The sequence below is a fragment of the Paenibacillus tabacirhizosphaerae genome, assembly GCF_040812395.1.
Taxonomy (GTDB): domain Bacteria; phylum Bacillota; class Bacilli; order Paenibacillales; family NBRC-103111; genus Paenibacillus_E.
On sequence record NZ_JBFNXH010000007.1, the window covers coordinates 24,161 to 44,289 of the forward strand.

18 protein-coding genes and 1 other annotated feature are annotated in these 20,129 nt (G+C 48.4%); of the genes, 4 read left to right on the forward strand and 14 right to left on the reverse strand.

Features of this window, described 5'->3' with window-relative positions; all coding sequences use genetic code 11:
* The first annotated feature begins 122 nt into the window (after positions 1-122).
* Positions 123-1,238 carry an MHYT domain-containing protein gene (locus ABRS97_RS14330; RefSeq protein ID WP_367815207.1) on the forward strand — a complete coding sequence of 372 codons (1,116 nt, stop codon included), beginning with the start codon at positions 123-125 and terminating at the stop codon, positions 1,236-1,238.
* A gap of 526 nt (positions 1,239-1,764) precedes the next feature.
* Here the strand turns inward: ABRS97_RS14330 and ABRS97_RS14335 are convergent.
* Positions 1,765-1,932: a hypothetical protein gene (locus tag ABRS97_RS14335; RefSeq protein WP_367815206.1), complete on the reverse strand. Its 168-nt coding sequence runs from the start codon at positions 1,930-1,932 to the stop codon at positions 1,765-1,767.
* A 63-nt stretch (positions 1,933-1,995) separates the two neighbouring features.
* Entirely contained in the window at positions 1,996-3,315 is a 1,320-nt protein-coding gene (locus ABRS97_RS14340; protein ID WP_367815205.1) for an MFS transporter, read from the reverse strand.
* A gap of 235 nt (positions 3,316-3,550) precedes the next feature.
* Here ABRS97_RS14340 and ABRS97_RS14345 point away from each other — a divergent pair, with 235 nt between their 5' ends.
* Positions 3,551-4,315, forward strand: coding sequence for a sulfite exporter TauE/SafE family protein (locus tag ABRS97_RS14345; RefSeq protein WP_367815204.1), 765 nt, complete (start codon positions 3,551-3,553; stop codon positions 4,313-4,315).
* A gap of 94 nt (positions 4,316-4,409) precedes the next feature.
* Here ABRS97_RS14345 and ABRS97_RS14350 read toward each other — a convergent pair whose 3' ends face one another.
* The 8 genes from ABRS97_RS14350 to ABRS97_RS14385 form a co-directional block, all read right to left on the reverse strand.
* Complete coding sequence (locus ABRS97_RS14350) at positions 4,410-5,153, reverse strand: ABC transporter permease (protein ID WP_367815203.1); 744 nt, start codon at positions 5,151-5,153, stop codon at positions 4,410-4,412.
* Positions 5,141-5,872 carry an ABC transporter ATP-binding protein gene (locus tag ABRS97_RS14355; protein WP_367859117.1) on the reverse strand — a complete coding sequence of 244 codons (732 nt, stop codon included), beginning with the start codon at positions 5,870-5,872 and terminating at the stop codon, positions 5,141-5,143. Before ABRS97_RS14355 ends, ABRS97_RS14350 begins: the two co-directional genes overlap by 13 nt.
* A gap of 76 nt (positions 5,873-5,948) precedes the next feature.
* Complete coding sequence (locus ABRS97_RS14360; protein WP_367815201.1) at positions 5,949-6,599, reverse strand: hypothetical protein; 651 nt, start codon at positions 6,597-6,599, stop codon at positions 5,949-5,951.
* Positions 6,600-6,688: 89 nt separating this feature from the next.
* The gene (locus ABRS97_RS14365; RefSeq protein WP_367815200.1) at positions 6,689-6,847 is read right to left on the reverse strand and encodes a hypothetical protein; all 159 of its coding nucleotides are present in this window, start codon (positions 6,845-6,847) and stop codon (positions 6,689-6,691) included.
* A gap of 71 nt (positions 6,848-6,918) precedes the next feature.
* A complete protein-coding gene (locus ABRS97_RS14370) occupies positions 6,919-7,077 on the reverse strand; it encodes a hypothetical protein (RefSeq protein WP_367815198.1) in 159 nt (52 codons plus the stop codon).
* 77 nt (positions 7,078-7,154) lie between these two features.
* Positions 7,155-9,050, reverse strand: a complete 1,896-nt coding sequence (locus ABRS97_RS14375) for an arginine--tRNA ligase (RefSeq protein ID WP_367815196.1) — start codon at positions 9,048-9,050, stop codon at positions 7,155-7,157.
* Between the two features lie 54 nt (positions 9,051-9,104).
* Positions 9,105-9,335, reverse strand: a binding site (T-box leader).
* Between the two features lie 61 nt (positions 9,336-9,396).
* Positions 9,397-10,263: an EamA family transporter gene (locus tag ABRS97_RS14380; protein WP_367815194.1), complete on the reverse strand. Its 867-nt coding sequence runs from the start codon at positions 10,261-10,263 to the stop codon at positions 9,397-9,399.
* A gap of 57 nt (positions 10,264-10,320) precedes the next feature.
* Complete coding sequence (locus ABRS97_RS14385; protein WP_367815192.1) at positions 10,321-12,540, reverse strand: GDYXXLXY domain-containing protein; 2,220 nt, start codon at positions 12,538-12,540, stop codon at positions 10,321-10,323.
* Positions 12,541-12,694: 154 nt separating this feature from the next.
* On the opposite strand from ABRS97_RS14385, the gene ABRS97_RS14390 reads away from it, so the two are divergent.
* Positions 12,695-13,546, forward strand: coding sequence for an EcsC family protein (locus tag ABRS97_RS14390; protein WP_367815190.1), 852 nt, complete (start codon positions 12,695-12,697; stop codon positions 13,544-13,546).
* An 813-nt stretch (positions 13,547-14,359) separates the two neighbouring features.
* Here the strand turns inward: ABRS97_RS14390 and ABRS97_RS14395 are convergent.
* Both ABRS97_RS14395 and ABRS97_RS14400 read right to left on the reverse strand, forming a co-directional pair.
* On the reverse strand, positions 14,360-16,162 hold the full coding sequence (locus ABRS97_RS14395) for an ABC transporter ATP-binding protein (RefSeq protein ID WP_367815189.1): 1,803 nt from the start codon (positions 16,160-16,162) through the stop codon (positions 14,360-14,362).
* Entirely contained in the window at positions 16,149-17,900 is a 1,752-nt protein-coding gene (locus ABRS97_RS14400) for an ABC transporter ATP-binding protein (RefSeq protein ID WP_367815187.1), read from the reverse strand. Before ABRS97_RS14400 ends, ABRS97_RS14395 begins: the two co-directional genes overlap by 14 nt.
* A 200-nt stretch (positions 17,901-18,100) precedes the next feature.
* Between ABRS97_RS14400 and ABRS97_RS14405 the strand changes: the two genes are divergently transcribed.
* Positions 18,101-18,307, forward strand: coding sequence for a YrzA family protein (locus ABRS97_RS14405; protein WP_367815185.1), 207 nt, complete (start codon positions 18,101-18,103; stop codon positions 18,305-18,307).
* A gap of 861 nt (positions 18,308-19,168) precedes the next feature.
* Here the strand turns inward: ABRS97_RS14405 and ABRS97_RS14410 are convergent.
* The gene (locus tag ABRS97_RS14410; protein WP_367815183.1) at positions 19,169-19,405 is read right to left on the reverse strand and encodes an HPr family phosphocarrier protein; all 237 of its coding nucleotides are present in this window, start codon (positions 19,403-19,405) and stop codon (positions 19,169-19,171) included.
* 22 nt (positions 19,406-19,427) lie between these two features.
* The gene (locus ABRS97_RS14415; protein ID WP_367815181.1) at positions 19,428-20,123 is read right to left on the reverse strand and encodes a TerC family protein; all 696 of its coding nucleotides are present in this window, start codon (positions 20,121-20,123) and stop codon (positions 19,428-19,430) included.
* Between the last annotated feature and the right edge of the window lie 6 nt (positions 20,124-20,129).

The following is a 20,129-nucleotide window of genomic DNA, read 5'->3' on the forward strand; positions in this document are numbered from 1 at the left end:
ATATACGCTTGTTTTTATGCCTACTATAATAAAACTCAGCTTTATTTTCCAGATTATAGCGAACTGGATCTTCTGTCAATCTATCACAGGCTCCGCCACCACCTAGAAGAGAGGTAGCACTTATGCAACACGCTTTGGCTAGCCCTTATACGATGTTTCTGGTTTTACTATCCTTCATTATCGCTCTGCTGACATCTTATACCTCGCTGAAATTAGCCAAAAAAATATCCGTATCGAAAGCCTGGCACCAAAAGTTATGGATACTATGCTGCTCAGTCGCTATGGGTGTCGGCATCTGGTCGATGCATTTCACCGCCTTACTTGCTTATCCGTTGCCTGATGGGATTCCTTTCAGCATACATGCAGTCCTCACATCTATTGTAATCGCCATCATCGGCGCGTTCATTGGTTTTTTCGTTACGTTTCGCTCCAAGAAACAGGTAGCCAACATTGTCATTGCCGGAACGTTTATGGGAATGGCGATTAGCGTCATGCAATTCATTGGGATTTCTTCGATGAGTGATGTCAAGGTCCTTTATTCGCCTCTTCTATTTATTTTGTCGATCATCATAGCTATCATAGCCTCCATTAAAGCGCTTTATGTTTCATTTCATCACAACCAATCCATCCTGCTTAACGGATTGATCATAGGCGCAGCCTTCACAGGCATGCATCATATCGGAATGGCGGCTGCCATCATTTCAAAATCGAATTCTATCGCTGTAACTAACCTGATTACAATCAATTTGAGCAACTACATTCTGGCGATGTATATTGCTTTCGCAACCCTTGTTATCCTGACCGCCAGCTTCATCATGCTGCTGTTATCGGATCAACGCATCGCCCAGCGCATATGGTTGAAAGCTTCCGTTCTCGATTCGTCCATTGATAGCATTATGATGTTTAATCACAGGGGATGGATTGTCGAGTTTAATCCTGCGGCTGAAGCCACGTTCGGATACACGCGAAAGGATGCGCTCGGCCGGACATTATTTGATTTTTTGTTTACTTTCGATCAAGATGGACAGGGAGCTGCCGCTCTATTTCGACTATTTAGCCAAAAAGATGACGCCTTGATTGGCAAGCGAGTAAAAATGATGGCTTACCGCTCAGATCGATCTGGTTTTCCTGCGGAAGTAACCATAACCGGAAATCTAATCGCAGGCAATCATTTGTATACGGCAACCATTCGGGATCTGACTGAAAGACAGCAGCCTGAACAAAATAAAGAGCCATGAAGCGGGTGCGTCCCGCCTTATGGCTCTTTATTTTTCCGCTTCGTTATAATCCGCTTCGCTGACTCCTGAGGAAAATTTCCTTCCTCCGTAACAATCTGGATCCCGGTTTTTACCCGCTTCTTCTATCGCTTGAATAGCGCCTAGTGCCGCGCCTACGGTGCCTTCAGCTCCACGATATTGCCCTTGTTGCCAGTGCGCTCGGCCTAATCGATCTTCGATTCGGTATTCCTATCCATGAGCACCTCTGTAAGAGTAAGATTCCGGGGACATTTCGCCCCCGCAACCTTCGCAAGAAAACGGAGGAGGTACTGCCGGACCGCCAATTCCCCATCCACAGCGAGATCGGCGGAACTACGAGGCCTTATTTCACGGTAACGTCCCTTTTCTCCCCTTGAAGCGGAACTAGGGTGCGTTAAATGAGCGAAAACATGTCTACAACCCAACATTTCCTGCTCATAAGGCACGGTAGTTCCGCGAAATGTCCCTACAACCGAACATACCGCCTCTTAACGCACCTACGTTCCACTCACCCGTGCAAAAAGGCGATATATCGCAGATCGAAGCGGTATCGGGCACTCCAAACCGCTGTGGCACCTACCGGATCTTCTACGTCCATCCTGTCAAATACACGTACCACACGATGCGAGCTCGTCACACCCATATACCTGACGACATATGCTTTCTCGCGCGTCAAAAAAGCCCTCCTCGGAAGTCATCAACCGATGACGGAGGAAAGCCCTTTTACGCGATACAATGGTTATCCCGCCTGACTGGCCGTCGTTCGAATCGCGAACGGTATGACAATCGCAATCAAGCTTCCAATAAGTCCGAAGACAAACATACTATGAATGCCTGCGTAAAAATGAGGAGAATGGGTCAAAATGGCGCCCATGATCGTGACACTGACCGCTGTTCCGATGTTACGCGAAAATAATTGCAAGGACGTCGAAATCCCTTTCTGATGGGCCTCCACCAGTTGCTGAGAGCCAATCGTCGAAATGGTAAAAATTAAACCGAAGGCGACGCCAAGCACAGTTAGTGCTGTGAAAGAATACCAAAATGATGAGTTTTCCCGAAGAAAGAACAGCATGATCGCCGTGATGATCAGGAAAAAATTACCCGCGACCAGCAGCTTGGTATAGCCGAACCGCAGTACCCATTTTCCGCTTGGCACAGCTACTGCCATCCACCCGATTGAGGTCGACAGCAAAGCGACTCCGCTAATAAATAACGAATACCCTTGGGTTTGTAAAAACAAAGGCATAAAGCTGGAAGTTCCGAATAACGCGGCGCAACTGACGAAAGAGCCGGCAATCATGATCGCAACCGGTCGATTGCGAAACAAGTTTAGAGGAACAATCGGCGCTCTATGCTTGCGCTCATAATAGTAAAAAGCAATCATCAGCATGAGCCCTGCTACACCGTATATGTAGTTATAGTGCTCTACAGCCGTTGTCAATAAGAGCAGCGAGATTCCGCCTGCGAACAATAAAGCTCCTCCGTAATCGATCGAAGATCGTTTAGGTTCATACGCTTCCTTATATGGCAGCAGAGCCAGGAGAGCGATCAGGCAAATTGGAATGTTCACGAAGAAAATCCAGCGCCAGCTCAAGTACGTGACGAAGAATGTGCCCAGTAAAGGCGCCAGAATCGCCGAAAGTCCCCACATCCCTGTGAAAAAAGCCTGCACTTTTCCCCGCTGCTCCACCGAGAACAGATCGCCGGCAATAATTGATGGGAATGGCATCATCACGCCTGCGCCAATGCCTTGAATCGCTCTAAACAAGATAAGCTGCACCATCGTCTGCGATAAACCGCAAAGTACGGAACCGCAGAGGAACAGAATCATCCCTGATGCAAAGATTTTTTTACGGCCAAAAAGATCCGATAACCGGCCTGCCACCGGCGCCAAAACGGTCGATAACACCATGTAAGAAGTAAATGCCCACGCGTATAAATCGTTTCCGCCAATTTCCTTCACGATAATAGGCATGGTCGTATTCGCAATTGTGGCATCCATAGATGCAACAAGCATCGCAAGCACAATGCTGACCATAACTGAAGATCGATTGCTCACCTCATGTTCCTCCTGTACGATGTCAAATTCGTCATATCCACACATTGTAACTGATTGCAAAGCCGGATGTATATAACACAGCTAATAATGTTACAGCCCCCCGGACATTCACCCTGCCCACTAAGGCTCCATATAATGAACATCGGTTAATTAATTTTTTCTTTACAAAAGGGATCGAAATGACATAAAATTAATCCAATTGAATTAGTGGGATTTTGAATGGGGACATGACTACATGACTTTGAGTATCTTACTGATGGGTGTATTGGTCGGATTTTTGGTTGGATTAACAGGTGTTGGCGGAGCTTCGCTCCTCACACCAATTTTAATTATGATGAACGTTCATCCTTCTATCGCGGTAGGCACAGACCTTCTTTACAATTCCATCACCAAACTTTTTGGCACGATCCAGCATTGGCGGCAAAAAACAATCGATTGGCGGCTCGTCAAACAATTAGCCATGGGCAGTATACCGGGCGTCATTCTCGCGGTTCTTTTTTTGAAAATTTTTGAATCTTATTTCCATAATCAAGAACTGATCATAAAGCATGCGCTTGGTTATGTGTTAATTCTCGTTGCGATTGCTACGTTGTTTAAAGTTTTCTTCGGCCACAAAATCAAAGAAAACCGTTGGCAGCTCAAAAGCTTGCAAGAGAAACGCGGCTTAACCATCACGATTGGTGCTGTTCTAGGCTTCATTGTCGGATTGACGTCGATCGGATCCGGATCCTTATACGCCATTGCGATGCTGTATTTCTTCCGAATGAGCGCCTCCCAACTCGTAGGCACGGATATCGCGCACGCCTTCTTCCTGGCTTCGACGGCAGGCATTTTGCACGCCAGCATGGGGAACGTCAACTACACACTCGTGTTGAATTTGTTGCTTGGCTCAATTCCCGGTGTGCTAATCGGAAGTATGCTGTCAACAAAAGCGCCCACGAATGTGCTGCGAACCATCATCGCCAGCCTCGTCTTAATTAGCGGATTAAAGTTAATATGATGTCGTTTTATATGACAAAAGTGGTTGAGAAAGGGAATCCCTCTGCTCAACCACTTTTTGTCGTTTCCTGCGCTTTCCCGGGAAATTGTCTTGCTTATCGCAGTGTCATTTCCCCCGTAAACCATAGCTTATAACTTAGCACACTTAAGATAATGCTCGTAATCGCGCCTGCCGCTGTAAAAGCAAATAGAATCAAAATTTGATAACGCACCGCATCAACCGGGTTAGCCCCCGCGATGATCATCCCCGTCATCATGCCCGGCAGCTGCACAAGCCCTACCGTCTTCATGCCGTCGATGGTTGGAATCATGCTCGCCTTAACTGAGCGCTGAAGCGATTGCTGAATCGCCTGCCTCACGGTTGAACCAAGCGCTAGCAGCGCTTCAATTTCACCACGCGAGGACGCTACTTCCCGGTTCATATGATTCAGAAATAATCCGCACACAATCATCGAGCTGCCAATCGTCATGCCGCTAATCGGAATGATATATTGTGTTGTCGGCTCAATAATGTGCATGCCCAGCATAAGCGACATGGTAAGGATTTCCGTAGCGGCTATCGCAATAGCAATTCGCCAGTGGACGCCTCGTAAGCCTTTGCCTCGTTTCCCTGCATTATGGGATGCCACACCGATCATGATTGCGATGATAACTAAAATGAGGCCGATGTTCGCCGTTTGAAAGACGAAGTGCAGCACATACCCGATAACAAGCAGTTGCAGCGCGCCGCGGATCGTTCCTATTGCAATGTCCTTCTCCAAACCTAGCTTTTGCCATTTGGACAACGCCATGGTGATAACAACGAATGTTAATGTGAAGCCTAATGCTAGTGTAGACATGGATCTTCTCCTCCCGCACGGACCAAGGAACTGCCGATCGTTTCAGCTTCCACATCTGCCGTAACTTCTGATAATTCACCGTTTTCCAAATGCCATAAGCGCCGACACACATGCCTTGCTTGCTCTTGGTCATGCGTCACCCAAACGAACGAGGTCCCTTCCTGTTCGCTCCAGCCTGCAAGCAGCGTTTCTACCGCCTGCTTGCTCTGCACATCTAAGGCAGACGTCACCTCATCCAGCAAAAGGATGTCCGGACGCAGCAGCAACGACCTGACAAGCTGGACACGCTGCTTCTGTCCGCCGGACAGCTCGGCAGCTTTATGCCGCCAATCCAATTCAGCAAGACCAACTTGCTCCATTAGTGCGGTCGCCAGCTTTTGATCAAAACCCGATTGATGCAGTTTGCTCGCCATTGCTAAATTATCGGCAACTGTGACGGGCAGCATCGCTGGAAGCTGCGGCACATAGCAAACTTTTTTCCGCCACTCATTCGGCAGCCAGTTCGCCATTTGCCGGCCATGCAGGGTTAAGCTACCGGCTTCGATGAGCTCCAGCCTCGCCATTGTGCGAAGCAGTGTACTCTTGCCTTGACCTGAAGGTCCAAGCACAGCGATGCGATCACCCGTATTGATGGTTGCGTGCAGCTGATGAAATAAAGGAACTGGCCCCTTGTTCGGATGAGATTTATGTAACTGTTCAATAGCCAGAATAGTCCTCAGTTGAAGCCCCTCTTTCCTCTAGATGTGAGAGAATGAAGAAACAGCCAGAGGAACATGTCCCCTGGCTGATCTGATCTTAATTCGACTCGGTCTCACTGGAACCTAGTTGGTTCTCTTCATATAATCTGTACATGGCTTGAATCATCGGCTCGGCCGGATCACGATTCAGCAAGTAGAGCGTCATTAAATATTGCAGAGGCAACGCGCAAGTATTATTGCCATCTTCAACAGCTACGAAACCTGCCTCGAGGACAGGACCGTGCTCGGGATGAAGCTCCAGATCCACGTAGATTTTCTGGTCAGGAAATTCTTCCCGAACTGCGCTCGCACAATAAGGAACGATATGCTTATCCAGCAACTCCTTCGCATCATCTTCCGATTGCGGCGGATTAGGCAGCGGGTGATTATCCGGGCTGCGCAGCAAGTCCACGAAGAAGGAAGAGAGCCAGAGTCCGGCGTTCGGATTGTTCTGGAAATTACGCATAATTTCATTGAGGAAAAATCCACAGGCGCAAGACTTTCCATCCTTGCTGACTGTGTAAGCGAACATTGGTCCATACGTAGGATTGTTTCCGATTTGTCCGTCTATTTCATAGTCTTCATATTGCGCTTTCAACACTTGCTGAACATTCTGAAACCACGTTAAAATCACTTTCGCCTGCTCTTGCTCTTGTTGTTGTTGTTGTTCGTCAAGCTCAGCTTGCGCGTCGATATCTTTTTCTGTCATTGTGTTTAAAGCCTCCTGAATCAGTCAAATTAGCACGAATATTTCTATTGTACCGCATTTGTCCAAGTTCAGAAAGCTCTTCTTGCTGCTTACGGACGAATTCGAACAACGCCAATTTCAGAAGCATTAATCACAATCGCGTTGCCACCTTGACCGATAGAAGCTTGTGCCGATTGTCTTACTTTGACTTTCGTTTTGCTGTTGTTGAAATTGGTTGCTTTTTGCTCTTTGCTATGTTTGCGCCCCATGAAGGTTCACCTCCTCTCAAAAGCCGAAATCCTTATGCAGGATCAGGCATTCGTTTGAAGAGAATAGAGGTTTACCGCTTATTCTTTTTCAAAATTTGCACATTGGCGGCATTGCTTGCCAAGACATTCCCTAGCTTTGCCTTTGCAGTTGCGGTTTGATAAATATTAATGACAATAACATGATCCTTACCTAGACGGTAACGGAACGTTTTCACATCAGAACGAACCATCTTGTCATCCTCCTTCGGAGCGGAAATGTTCCACGCCTTATCGTATGCAAGTGAATGACTGGCCCGTCCCGGCGAACTTACATCCGCTTCGGAGTCGGAAGTCCAAGTAGTTGTAGCGCCTGACGTAAAATCTCCCTATATGTTTGGGTAATCCATAAGCGATGAGAGATCACCGCCTGCTCCCCTTTTAGCACCGGACACGATCCATAGAAATGATTAAAGAGTGAAGCTAGTTCAAATGCATAATGGCAAATATGACTTGGCGACAATTGCTTGATCGCGTTATCCAGTGTTTCAGGCCAATAAGCCATATGCCGGATGAGGCTATACTCTGGCTCCTTAAGCTGATCTGCATCCAATTGAGGAGCGATTCCCAGCAACTGCGGATCTTTATTCGCTTTATCCAAAATGGAATTCGCTCTCGTATAGGCATACAGCAAATATACACCGGAATTGCCCGTTACCTCTGTAGCCTGCTGCATATCAAAAACAACTTCGGTTTGCAGCTGATATTTGAGCAAATAGTAGCGAATTGCCGCCGCGGCGATCGATTTGCTGGAAATGCCGGCTTTCCGTGAGCGCTTAGCGTCAATCACACGCTCCATATGTTGGAGCAAATCGGCGACTTTGATGCCGATCCCTTGACGCCCGGACATCGCATAGGAGCTTTTGCCATCAGATATGTCCATCCCTAGTCCTGCAGCCGTTTCTGGACTTAAAGATACAACCCCATAGCTCACATGCTTGAGCTGATTCGCCTGCTCTTCATACCCCAGCGCTTCCAGCGCCAACTTGACCATCGACTGCGGGTAGTGTTGGCGGTGATCGATCACATTAATGACGATATCGGCGCGGCCTATCGATTTCTTGCTTCCGGTCGGGGCAGTAGACCACAGCCCCTCCTCCCACTTTGTATATACGAAGTCATTCGGAAGGATCCCGAATTTCCACAAATGATAGGCGATATCCTTCGCCGTATACGTTAAAATGCCATTGGAGCGCACTAAGACCTTATCCGCTTGAAAATCAGCTCCATCCGCTGTGTCCGCTGTGGACTCGACTTTCTCGTCGTTCTGTCTAAGCACCCAACAGCCGGCAGGCTTGCCTTCCATAACTTTATGAAACAGATTGGTTTGCTGAAGAAGCTTGAACGCCGTGTCCCAGAAGCCTTCACGTACAATATGGCTCTCCCAGACCAGCACATCGTAATCGATTCCGAATTGTTTCATCTCCTGAAGCTGTTCGCGTACAATTCGCTCCGCAACCAGCGATCCGATCCATGCAAGGTTAGAATCTCCTGTCTCTAAGGCGTGCAATACAGTAGAACGCTGATCTAGAAGAGACGGATGCTGCTTGTATGCTTGATTGATCTTCGCATAGGTTTCCCAGCAGAAATCACCGAATCTTACAAAAGGCTGTTCCGTATGCGTATGGAGCATGCCTACAACCGTATCGGCCAATTGATTGCCGAGATCGTCAACATAGTTGTGCACTTCGACTTGACAGCCGTCCTGACGCAGCATCCGCGACAATGAATCGCCGATGACCGAGTTTCTCAAATGGCCGACATGAGCCGCTTTATTGGGATTGATTGACGTATGCTCGACCAATACTTTGATCGGTTTTTTTCGCTTCACTTGCATTTGCGTCACATGCAGCCCACTCGAAGCCCAAGCTTGCCAGTCGATATAAAAGTTCAGGAATCCCGGCTGCGCAGCTGTCACTTTGGCGAACAGCCCCTGTACGTGCCCCTGCTCTTCAATAAGCTGCTGCAGCTTTTGAGCAATAAGCAAGGGTGGTTTACGCAGTATTTTGGCGAGAAGCATAGCAATATTTGTACTGTAATCGCCATGTTCCTGATGCGCAGGACGCTCCGTCATCACTTGCAGCGATTCCGGTTTCTCCAGCCCATGTTCTTGCAACAACACAGCTACCTGCTTCTCAATCTCGGCTCTCAATAGGGCATGAATCATCAACAATTCCTCCTTAACATAAGTGCGGGAACGCAAAAAAGCCCCCGTCTCTAACAAAGAGACGAGAGCTATTCATTCCCGCGGTACCACTCTAAGTGCCAAACGTATCCGTTTGACCCCTCCACAAATAACGGCTAAGCCGGATCTTCATACTTAAGAGATATCGCTTTGTTCAGAAGACCATTTCCCAGGTCCGCTTCGTTCTTGCCATCCGTGCCGGTTCCCACCAACTCCGGCTCGCTGTGACTGGCTGGCAACAACTACTGTCCTGTTCATCAATGTTCATTATGCAATTATTGAAATTAACTGAATATTACATCATTTATACAGGAACGCCCACCCATTGTCAAGATGCATATAACCGCATCATCATAATGCCAACAAAAGCCATCGCCAAACCAGATTGTTCCAAACGCGAAAATTTATCCTTCAAAACGAACCTCGTATACAGTAAAACAATCAGCACATTGAGCGCAACAACAGCCGAAACGAGCCCGGCCTTGCCATGATCGAAAGCAGTTATGATGAGAATCATCCCTGCTACATTCGTGATGCCGACGCCCATGCCGATCGCAAACGTGCTTCGTTCATTCCACCTGGAGGGCGCTGAGGCTTCACCCTTTGATCGCTGACGGTCCTTCAACCACCAAAGCCCAAAGCAAGCTGTTCCTGTCGCAAACATACAAAAAAGCGTAGGAAATAAGGGCGCTTCCATCATCGTCGACCATTTGCCCGAAAGGTCATTGCCTGCGAAAAGCAGCAGCGCTAGCAAGCCCCATTGCGCGCCTTGTAAATTTTTCAGCGAAATATCGTTCGAATAACGAACGAGCAGGATCCCGATCACGATGACCACGAAGGCGAGAAATTGCATCCTATTCAATCGCTCGCCCCAAACCGCAAAAGCAACGATAACGACAATAACCGATGGCAATCCAGTCAAAATGGCAACCAAAGAGGCTTTACCTACTGCAAAGCCTTTGAACATACTGGCATTCGCGCCGAAAGAGAACAGTCCCATCTGCACGCCGATTAATGCGGAAGCCGTCCATTGCTGCTGAAACGCCAGACTGCAAACCAAGCTAATGACGGCTCCCATAAAAAACGTCCCGCAAAGCAATACATTCCGATTGAGCGATTGTTGGCTTGTCCAATGGTATAAAATCCCCCGGAGCCCGAAGCTGAACGCTGCGAGCACCGAATAGATGAGCCACATGATGTTAAAATTCCCCTTTCGCCGAACAAATTTGCGGTCATCTTAACATATATTTAGTTACCTAACAAGACTTGTTCGGGGCAACAATTGAACGAGAATTGCATCGCCGCTTGCGGACACCCTCACTTCAGCAAACTTCGCATTCTGTTCATACGCATGTCCGGTCCCTTCGGGAATAAAATACGTTTCGATACCAAACTCAATGGTTTGAAATCCGCTTATTGTTCCATTCAACCGAACTTCGCCTGCGCTCAATTTATCACCGTTGGCGTAGATTCGCCGGTATTCATAAACGCCAGTCGTTACATTTAGAGCTAGAACAAGGGAAATTTTTTTATTGAAAAAAGAACTTTGCTGCAGTTCTGCCGGCAGCTCTGGCTCAGAGATCGCATAGCGCAACCGCACATAATCACCCTGCATCATCGATCGCGGATCCAAGGGAACAAGCTCAAGCTTAATGAGCTGGCCGTTTGCCAGCAACCACTCGCTTTTCCCGATTTGCAGCCCCATCGTGCTGATTTGAAGAAAGACCAGTACCGCGATTAACAAGCGATTGAGTTTAGCATCTCCCGTGAATTCTCGCGGCTGTTCGGCGAAAGTTTGCCGATTATGTTTTTCATACCAGATGGTCATGGCAATAATCACCGCTCCGATGATGGCGAAACTGATCGATTTATGAAGCAGCTTCCAAGCCAGATCATAATATTTATACACAAGAAAAGCGATCCAATATGCGAGGCCCCAGCGATAAAGCCACGTCACTTCCTGCTGTCGGCTAATGAACATCGCTAATACTATAACAAGAAAGAAGAGTGCATTGCTGACGTAATACCACGTGGACTCCGTGATAAATGTCAGAACGAAAAACGTGAATAGAAAGGATGGGAAACTACTGTACAAGAGCGGCTTTCTAACTGCATCGCGTCCAACCCACCTGTTTGATGCGAAAATAAGGAGCAGAACAACAGATAGAAGCAGGAACACCAGCACCTCTGAGTCGAGCCAATCATAAAGCAAGATACCTGCAATGCTTTCGCCGACAAGGAAGAACACGATGCGCTGAACGTTGCCGTTCACCAATAGGAATGAAAGCACAACCAACATGAAAAACAGCAGCAGCATAAACGTTTCATTCGTAACCGCAGCTGCACCTGCACCGAGCAGGAACCCGCAGCCCATCAATGTGAATCTCACCAAACTGGTTATTTGTTTCCAAAAAATCATTGCAATGACGGCAATAAGTCCAAAACCAATCAATGCATACTCAGGATTGTTAACTCCTAGGACAAGAGTAACAAAGCCAATCAGAGACAAACTGCCGAGAATGGTCCCGATCACGATGACCGATAAGGTCAGAACACGAACGAGCCATTTTGTGAAATCTCCTTCTCTCTTCACTGCCGCACTTGTACTCGAATCGAATTCTGCGGATGAGTTCCACGTCCGGATGTAGTGCACAAATTTCACATTAGCGCCTATGAACACAATAACGAACAGGATCCCGCCAATGAAAAACAATTCGTTATGAACGTGCACCGCAATTTCGATATATTTCATAATGACCGCCACTGATACCCAAAGACCGGCAAATAGCAGGTAGGATTTGTTTTTCGTCCTGTGTGTGTAGTAAATCGCAGCCGCAAGGACAGCAGCGAACGGGATGTTCAACAAAATTCCATGCGCTTCGAACACAAAGGAATTAGATACCCACAACATCAGAGCGATGGTCGCTTGAAAAGAGAGCCATTTCAGAAAAGGCGCGTGTACACGCCCGCGCTCTGCGAGAACATAAAGACATCCATTCAGAACTGCCAGAAAGACCACAATCGTGATTTCTACGAGCTCAGTTTCTGAACTGCCCCACCATTTCGGGAAAAAATAGAAGCAATACGCGAGATGACCCGTGATATACGTTAAGATGTAAAATGGCTGCCATCTCGTCAATAAGGCAAATAGAAGTGCGGGTATCGACCACACAGCGAATAAACTATAGCTGTCCGCGTGAGAATTATACGTCTGCCCGATGAGCGCAATGCCCACGCCAAACGAAATGCAGCAAGCAAACAAAGCCAACCTACTCAGAAGCGCGCGCCCGCTTTTTTGGGATAACCAAATGGAAGTCCAGTAAAAGCCCACAATGAGCATAAAGACGGGCGTTAATTTCTCTGCACGGCTTAGAGCCTCCCAGTTCGTAGCAAAGAAATAGACAATAGCCGTTAAAAGTGCGCTCACACCAAGCACATAACCCAGACTAATCGTCACATATTTTGCATTCATTGATGGTCGCCCCCCCTCCATTACTTACTTCTTATTGTACGGAGCGCAAGCAATTTGAGAAGTACTATCTATTCCTAGTACCAGGTCATGGGTCTATTGAATCCAAACCCTCTTTTACAACGTAGTGTACAACATAGAAGGAGTTGAGAATCGAATGGACGAACCGCTACACAAACATACGATGGAAACACGAGAAGAGCTGCTTTTAGCTCTAAAGCAGATTGAAATTTGGGAAAAAGAACAACGAGATCTTTGGTTTTGGGAAAAAATCGGGCGTCTTCCTTTTCAGCTTTTGGATCGGCTGACACCGAAATTTCTCCACAATAAAATCGGTGAAGCTCTGAATGAACTTGGAAACTATATGCAGGCTGGCGGACGTTATTTGATTTCCGAGAAAAGCACATTGAAAAAAATGGAGAGTCAGCTTCAGGCGGCAGAGGATCATGGACGAAGCGGGCAGAATCTAACCATAGATACTGTAGGTTTCTTGCCATTAATCATAATGGACCAAACTGCAGATGAAATTGCTAAAAACAGCACGAAGATCGCAACACTTCAAGGCGCGACAACGGGAGTTGGCGGGATACTTACGCTCGCAGTCGACATTCCTGCTATTCTTGGTCTGTCTTTGAAGGTGATCCAGGAGCTTGCCATTTGTTATGGCTATGATCCCAATGACAGGAAGGAACGCATTTTCACCATCAAATGTTTACAATTTTCTTCGTCCGACATCGTCGGGAAGAAAGCCATCCTGGAAGAACTCGGTGATTATTCTTCCGGGAAGGAACAGACACAAATGATTTCCCAGCTGCAGGGCTGGCGCGAGGTTTTCGCCACCTACCGCGATAATTGGGGCTGGAAGAAGCTGTTTCAGCTTGTCCCGATTGTGGGGATCGTTTTTGGCGCGTGGATAAATCGCGGAACGCTGCAGGATGTAAGCGAGGCGGCTCGCATGCTGTATCGGAAACGGCGCATTCTGGAGCGGTTGAGCGGGATGCGGGCTTGACCGCTTGCGCGCGGGCTTGGTCGCTGTAAGGCCCGGTTCGGGCCTTTCGGGCGGGCTCCCGCGCGCTTCGGCTTTCGTAACGCCCCAAATGGGCGTTACACTGGGCTTTGCCCGCTTGCCGCGCAGGCTTCGCCGCTGTAAGGCCCATTTCGGGCCTTTCGGGCGGGCTCCCGCGCGCTTCCGCTCTCGTAACGCCCCAAATGGGCGTTTCGCTGGGTTTTACCCGCTTGCCGCGCGGGCTTGGCCGCTGTAAGGCCCATTTCGGGCCTTTCGGGCGGGCTCCCGCGCGCTTCCGCTTTCGTAACGCCCCAAATGGGCGTTACGCTGGGCTTTACCCGCCTGCCGCGCAGGCTTCGCCGCTGTAAGGCCCGGTTCGGGCCTTTCGGGCGGGCTCCCTGCGCGCTTCGGCTCTCGTAACGCCCCATATGGGCGTTACGCTGGACTTTGCCCGCCTGCCGCGCGGGCTTGGTCGCTGTAAGGCCCTTTTCGGGCCTTTCGGGCGGGCTCCCGCGCGCTTCGGCTCTCGTAACGCCCCAAATGGGCGTTACGCTGGGCTTTGCCCGCCTGCCGCGCAGGCTTGACCGCTGTAAGGCCCATTTCGGGCCTTTCGGGCGGGCTCCCGCGCGCTTCCGCTCTCGTAACGCCCCATATGGGCGTTACGCTGGGCTTTGCCCGCTTGCCGCGCGGGCTTGGCCACTGTAAGGCCCGTTTCGGGCCTTTCGGACGGGCTCCCGCGCGCTTCGGCTCTCGTAACGCCCCAAATGGGCGTTACGCTCGGCATTGACCGCCTGCCGCTCGGACTTGGTTGCGCCGCTATGAGTATGTCGCTGCTGGGTCCATATTCCCCTGCGCGTGCAGGATCAACTGCTCATAATAGCCATGGAGCTCCAGCAACTGTGCATGATTGCCCTCCTCGACGATCCGCCCCTCACTCATCACGATGATGCGGTCGGCATGGATAATGGTCGAGATGCGGTGCGCGATGACGAGTGTCGTTCGGCCATCAGCAACAATTTGCAGCGCCGACTGGATCATCTGCTCCGTCTGCGAATCCAGGTTCGCTGTTGCCTCATCGAGGATCAGCACCTTCGGCTGGAAAACGATGATACGCGCGAACGAAATCAGCTGGCGCTCTCCGGCGGAGAGACCACTGCCTCTTTCGGAGATGCGCGTTTCGTAGCCATCCTTCATGCGGGCGATCAACGCGTCTGCCCCGACAAGCCCGCAAGCGTGAATCACAGCTTCCCGCGAAATGGTCTCGTCAAACATACGGACATTGTCCAAAATACTGCCGGCATAGAGATACGGCTCTTGCTGCACAAGCCCTACCATGCGGTGAAGATTGGCCTGCGGCAACTCCCGGATATCTATGCCGTCAATCCGGATACTCCCCTCCTGTACGTCGTAGAACCGACAAAGCAAGCTAATTAAAGAACTTTTGCCCGCCCCGGTCGTCCCTACAATTCCGATCATCTCACCAGCTCCAATACACAGCTCCAGATCGTCAATAACGGGCACATCTTTTTGATAGCAAAAATGCACATGGTTGAAATGAATGTCGCCTTTTACATCTGCTAAGTTAACATGCTTCGTCTCCGCTTTGTCCGCAATCTCCGGTTGAATGGAAAACACGTTCCAGATCCGGTTCAGAGAAACGGTCGTAGACTGCAGCGTATTCCACTGCTGGGTGATGTTGTTAATCGGTTGGAAGAACTGCCGAATGTAAGTGATAAAAGCATAAAGTACACCAAATTCAATCGCTTTATCAAAAACAGCTATCCCCCCGAGCCATGTAATAAATGCCACCGAGAGGTTTCCGAGAATATCAAAAGATCGGTTAAACAGCACACTCGTACGGATTTCCCTTAAACTGGCATGAAAATAGCCGCGATTGCGGTCAGAGAAGCGGTTCATTTGCTCTTTCTCTTGATGAAAAGCCTGAATCAGATGCATGCCAGATAAATTTTCGGCAGTAAATGCAACCAGTTGAGAAAGCCTAGATCTGGACAGCTGATACGTTTTGCGGATATAAGTCCGGAATCCGGCCGCAATGATGACGATAATCGGGATAACGAGCATGCTGTACAGTGTGAGCTGCGTGTCGAGATGAAACATCATCACAATAATGAACACAAGTGTCATGCTATCGCGAACAAGACTAAGCAGCACCTGTGTAAAAAACTGATTCAACGTTTCCGTATCGCTCGAAACATGGGTAATCAAGCTCCCGCTAGGGGTGCGGTCATAGTACGACATGGATTGTCTGAAAATGTGCTTGAACAAATCTTTACGTATGCGCGCAACGATGTTTTGTCCCGCAAATTGCAGCAAATTGTTTTGCAGATAGCTGAAAAACAGGCTGCTTACAGATAGCCCTACATACACCAAGCAGATGAGAAGAAGTGAGCGAAAGTCGTTCTTGCCGATCATTAAATTATCATCGATCGCGATTTTGACCAGATATGGCTGGAACAAATCCGCCGCGATACCGAGCAATGCACAAAACAGAACCGCCATAAAAGTGAGGCCATGCGGCTTGGCATAATCGGATAGCATGCGAAAAGCCGACTTCGTCGCTTGCTTCTCCTCTTTGCTTTTACGCTCACGTATTGGCATCGTCACTGCCCCCTTTTTGAATCGCATGAAGCTCAGCGTATAGACCGTCTTGCTCGAGCAACTCCTCATGAGTGCCGCGCTGCACAATTCTACCTTCATCGAGCACAATAATTTCGTCCGTATGCTTGAGCGCACTGATCCGGTGCGCAATCCAAATCGTCGTCTTATCCGATCGCTCCTGCCGTATCGAATCAATGATGTGCTTTTCTGTCACCGAATCGACAGCGCTCACACTATCGTCAAGAATCATCAAAGGCGAGTCCTTGATGATGCCGCGCGCTAGGCTCGTGCGCTGCCTTTGACCGCCGGACAGCGTAACGCCCCGCTCTCCCAGCTTCGTTTCGAATTGCTCGGGAAAGGACGAAATGCTAGCGAATATTTGCGCCTTTTTAGCCGCATGCTCAACTTCCTCTAAAGGAGTCCCTCTTTTGTAAAAAGCGATATTGTCACGAATTGTTGTGCTGAACAGGAAGCCTTCCTGTGGAACGTACGCGATTTGAGTGCGCAGGCTTTCCAGGGTTACATCCCGAATATCCGTCTCACCAATCCAAACCGTTCCGGCCGGAGGCTCGTAAATGCGAAGCATCAGTTTAATCAGCGTAGACTTGCCACTGCCCGTTTTTCCGATAATACCTAGCGATTTACCCGGTTCTATGGTCAGCGAAATGTCATGAAGCACTTCATCTTCGTCGCCAGGATACGCGAAAGATAAGTGCTCGATTCGGATCCCCGCGTGATCCAGATCCGTCATAGCGGCCAGCTCGCTTCGAAAGACATCCGATTTCAAGTCGAGCAAATCGTTAATTCGTTCAAGCGATGCACGAGATCGCTGCATCGCATTGATGACGCGCCCAATCTGTTGCAGCGGATTTACCATCATCCGGATATAGAGGGTCAACTCAACGAAATTGCCAATCGTGATTCGATGATGAATCGTTAAGTAACCGCCGAATGCAAGTGCAATAATCAGCGAAAGCGCACCCAGAAAGGGGATCAACGCCTCGAACAAGGAAGACAGCCGAACTAGTCGCAGTTGATTGTCGCGTATGCGATCCACCGTTTCTCCAAACCTGCGAATCATAATGTCTTCGACCGCGAATTTTTTAGCAACACGAATACCGCCGAATTGTTCTTCGGCAGACTCCGTCATCTTGCCAAGCGCCTCCTGAACATTTAAGGAATGATTGCGAATAACCGGCCGAAACTTCACGGCAAGAACGGGAATAAACAAGAGCGGCGTAATACATATAACGATTAAGTAAAGCGGAATAGAGCTGAACAGCATTGTGACAACGACGGCGCCAATCAGAATCGTAGAGTTCAATATCTGGTTAATTCCCATAGAAATGGACTCTCGAATGGCCGTTACATCATTCATGACGTAACTGAGTAGCTTACCTACCCCATGTTTCCCGTAAAAGGCAGCGCTTAAATGTGTAAAATGGTCAAACAACCGATTTCGCGATATGTACTCAAACCGCCTGCCGCACCGCATAATGATATATTGTCCGATGGCGACCAGTACGCCAAACGAAACGCCAATCATGAGAAGCTTCAAACTATAATCGATAATTAAGGCTTCGCTTAATCCCCCTTTTTGCAACTGATCCGTAAACAATCCGAGAAGCTTGGGGTAATACGACTGGATAATATTCCCTGTTGAGATGGTCAGTGCGGCAAGTACGTACATCGGCCATTTTTCTTTGAAAAAATCAATCAATAACCGTGTAGACTTCAAAGCTTCATCACTTCCTATGCTTGGTGTCTGCAATCACAGCAACTGCACTGCTCATAGCTTCCGAAAACTCCTTCCACCTCATTATACGAAAAATTGAAGGGATATACAGCCCCTCACACCGCATATATGCCTATTGTTGGTTATTGCGTTATACTGTAATAGTAAAGTCACTCTAATCTTAAACATAGGAGAACGGAAGCATGGAATTCAAATTGGATCGAATGGAAGATAAAATCGAGTTTTTTCAAGCATACGACCTGAAGTCGCTAGAGAAAAAAATCGACGAACAAATAGATAATAACAAAGCGCTCTTGCTGAGTGTGTTCGCCATTCAACATCATGTTGTTTTCGACCCGAACGCGGGAAAAATGCTGTACAGCGCGGTCGTTCATTTTAAAGTTAAATAACGGCAGAGTATGAAAAACCTGAGGCTGTGCCTCAGGTGCTTGTCTAAACCCATACGGTTGAGCAATGGGAGGGAATTGGGAATGGGGTTCCGACCGTTTCTTGAAATCGTCTTTTCATTGAATTTACTTAGTGGTAATAAGACGATTTCAAATACGGGCGCTAACGCTTCTCCACCCCATACCCATTCCCTCTTCTATTCTACTTTGTGCTGCCTTCCACTTTCTCTTGACTAGCCTGTCTTCCATCCGGTATTCCTGTCCACGAACACCCCTGAAAGAGTAAGATTCTGGGGACATTTCGCCTCCGCAGGCTTCGCAAGAAAACCGAGGAGATACGACGGATCGCCAATTCCCCATTCACAGCGATATCGACGGAACTACGATGCCTTATTCCGCGGAAACGTCCCCTTTCTCCCCCTGAAGCGGAACTAGGGTGCGCTAAATGATCGAAACTGTGCCTAAAACCCAGCATTTCCTGCTCATAACGCACAGTAGTTCCGCGAAATGTCCCTACAACCGAAAATGCCGCCTCTTAACGAACATACGTTCCGCTCACCCTTGCAGAAAGACAATCTAGCGCAAATCGAGGCGGTATGGGGTGATCCAATCCGCTGGGGCAAAACAGCTATGTCACTTCCGGATCTTCTACGCCCATCCTGTCAATGCTCGAACTACAAACGATGCGTGCGGAATCTCTCGGCTCTGCGAGCTCGTCACACACAAAAAAAACTGACGACATATGCTTTCTGGCGTATTAGAATGGATATCCCTAACGCTTTAGTTCTGTAAAAGATTTATACATTCTGTGAAAAAAAATGGACCACCCTACTAAGTGCTAAGGGTGGTCCACCTGTTTTTTAGTTAGCTGAGCGGCAATCCATGCTTCTCGAACAAGGCAATCAACGCTGATCTCGCTTCAGCTTCGTCTGGGCCGTGAATTTCGAGCTGATATTCTTGATTGCTGAATAGTGTAATGCTAAGACCAAGTATGCTCTTCACATCGATAAATCGAGCACCAACTTTGATAACGATACTAGATTTGAATTGATTGGCTGCCTGATTAATTTCCACAATTGCTTTCGTTTCCAATCCGCCCATTCCAATCCCTCCAATTGGTATATTATCGTCCCGCTAAATCCGTTTGTACAGGCTCTACTTTCTGTTTCTTTTGCAGGAGCTTGCCTGTGACAATTACAGCCACCGCAAGCAGAATGGGCAGTACAACATGCAGCGCAGGGTGAAGCGACTCCATGCGGGAAGCAATCGCGCCATCGCTCATGATCATTTCTCCAGACGTGTAACCGAGCAAAGCCACGCCGAGCACAACGATGATCGGGAAACGGTTCATCAACACCATCAGCAGTTGGCTGCCCCAGATAATCAAAGGAATACTGATCGCTAGTCCTAATGCAATCAGCAGGAAATTGCCATTTGCCGCTCCCGCAACCGCGAGCACGTTGTCCAAGCTCATCACCAAATCGGCGATAAGGATGGTTTTAATTGCTGCACCGAGATGCTGGCTGGAAGGCAGGTTCTCTTCCGCTTCCTCGTTTTTCATCAGCTTCAAGGCGATCCAAATCAACAGGATGCCGCCAATGACTTGTACGAAAGGAATTTGAAGCATCCATACCGCTGCAAAGGTCAACACAACGCGCAGTGCAATGGCTCCAAAGCTGCCGAAAAAGATCGCTTTTTTCTGTTGCTGGGCAGGCAAATTGCGGCAAGCTAAGGCAATAACGACGGCATTGTCTCCACTCAACACAATATTAATGATAATAATTTTTAATAAACCTAATAAAAGCCATTCAACGCTCATGTGAAT

Coding starts and splice junctions, on each gene's coding strand:
- ABRS97_RS14330 (WP_367815207.1), top strand. CDS start 123: ATGCAACACGCTTTGGCTAGCCCTTATACGATGTTTCTGGTTTTACTA.
- ABRS97_RS14345 (WP_367815204.1), top strand. CDS start 3,551: ATGACTTTGAGTATCTTACTGATGGGTGTATTGGTCGGATTTTTGGTT.
- ABRS97_RS14350 (WP_367815203.1), bottom strand. CDS start 5,153: ATGTCTACACTAGCATTAGGCTTCACATTAACATTCGTTGTTATCACC.
- ABRS97_RS14360 (WP_367815201.1), bottom strand. CDS start 6,599: ATGACAGAAAAAGATATCGACGCGCAAGCTGAGCTTGACGAACAACAA.
- ABRS97_RS14365 (WP_367815200.1), bottom strand. CDS start 6,847: ATGGGGCGCAAACATAGCAAAGAGCAAAAAGCAACCAATTTCAACAAC.
- ABRS97_RS14370 (WP_367815198.1), bottom strand. CDS start 7,077: ATGGTTCGTTCTGATGTGAAAACGTTCCGTTACCGTCTAGGTAAGGAT.
- ABRS97_RS14375 (WP_367815196.1), bottom strand. CDS start 9,050: ATGATTCATGCCCTATTGAGAGCCGAGATTGAGAAGCAGGTAGCTGTG.
- ABRS97_RS14380 (WP_367815194.1), bottom strand. CDS start 10,263: ATGTGGCTCATCTATTCGGTGCTCGCAGCGTTCAGCTTCGGGCTCCGG.
- ABRS97_RS14385 (WP_367815192.1), bottom strand. CDS start 12,540: ATGAATGCAAAATATGTGACGATTAGTCTGGGTTATGTGCTTGGTGTG.
- ABRS97_RS14390 (WP_367815190.1), top strand. CDS start 12,695: ATGGACGAACCGCTACACAAACATACGATGGAAACACGAGAAGAGCTG.
- ABRS97_RS14395 (WP_367815189.1), bottom strand. CDS start 16,162: ATGCCAATACGTGAGCGTAAAAGCAAAGAGGAGAAGCAAGCGACGAAG.
- ABRS97_RS14405 (WP_367815185.1), top strand. CDS start 18,101: ATGGAATTCAAATTGGATCGAATGGAAGATAAAATCGAGTTTTTTCAA.
- ABRS97_RS14410 (WP_367815183.1), bottom strand. CDS start 19,405: ATGGGCGGATTGGAAACGAAAGCAATTGTGGAAATTAATCAGGCAGCC.
- ABRS97_RS14415 (WP_367815181.1), bottom strand. CDS start 20,123: ATGAGCGTTGAATGGCTTTTATTAGGTTTATTAAAAATTATTATCATT.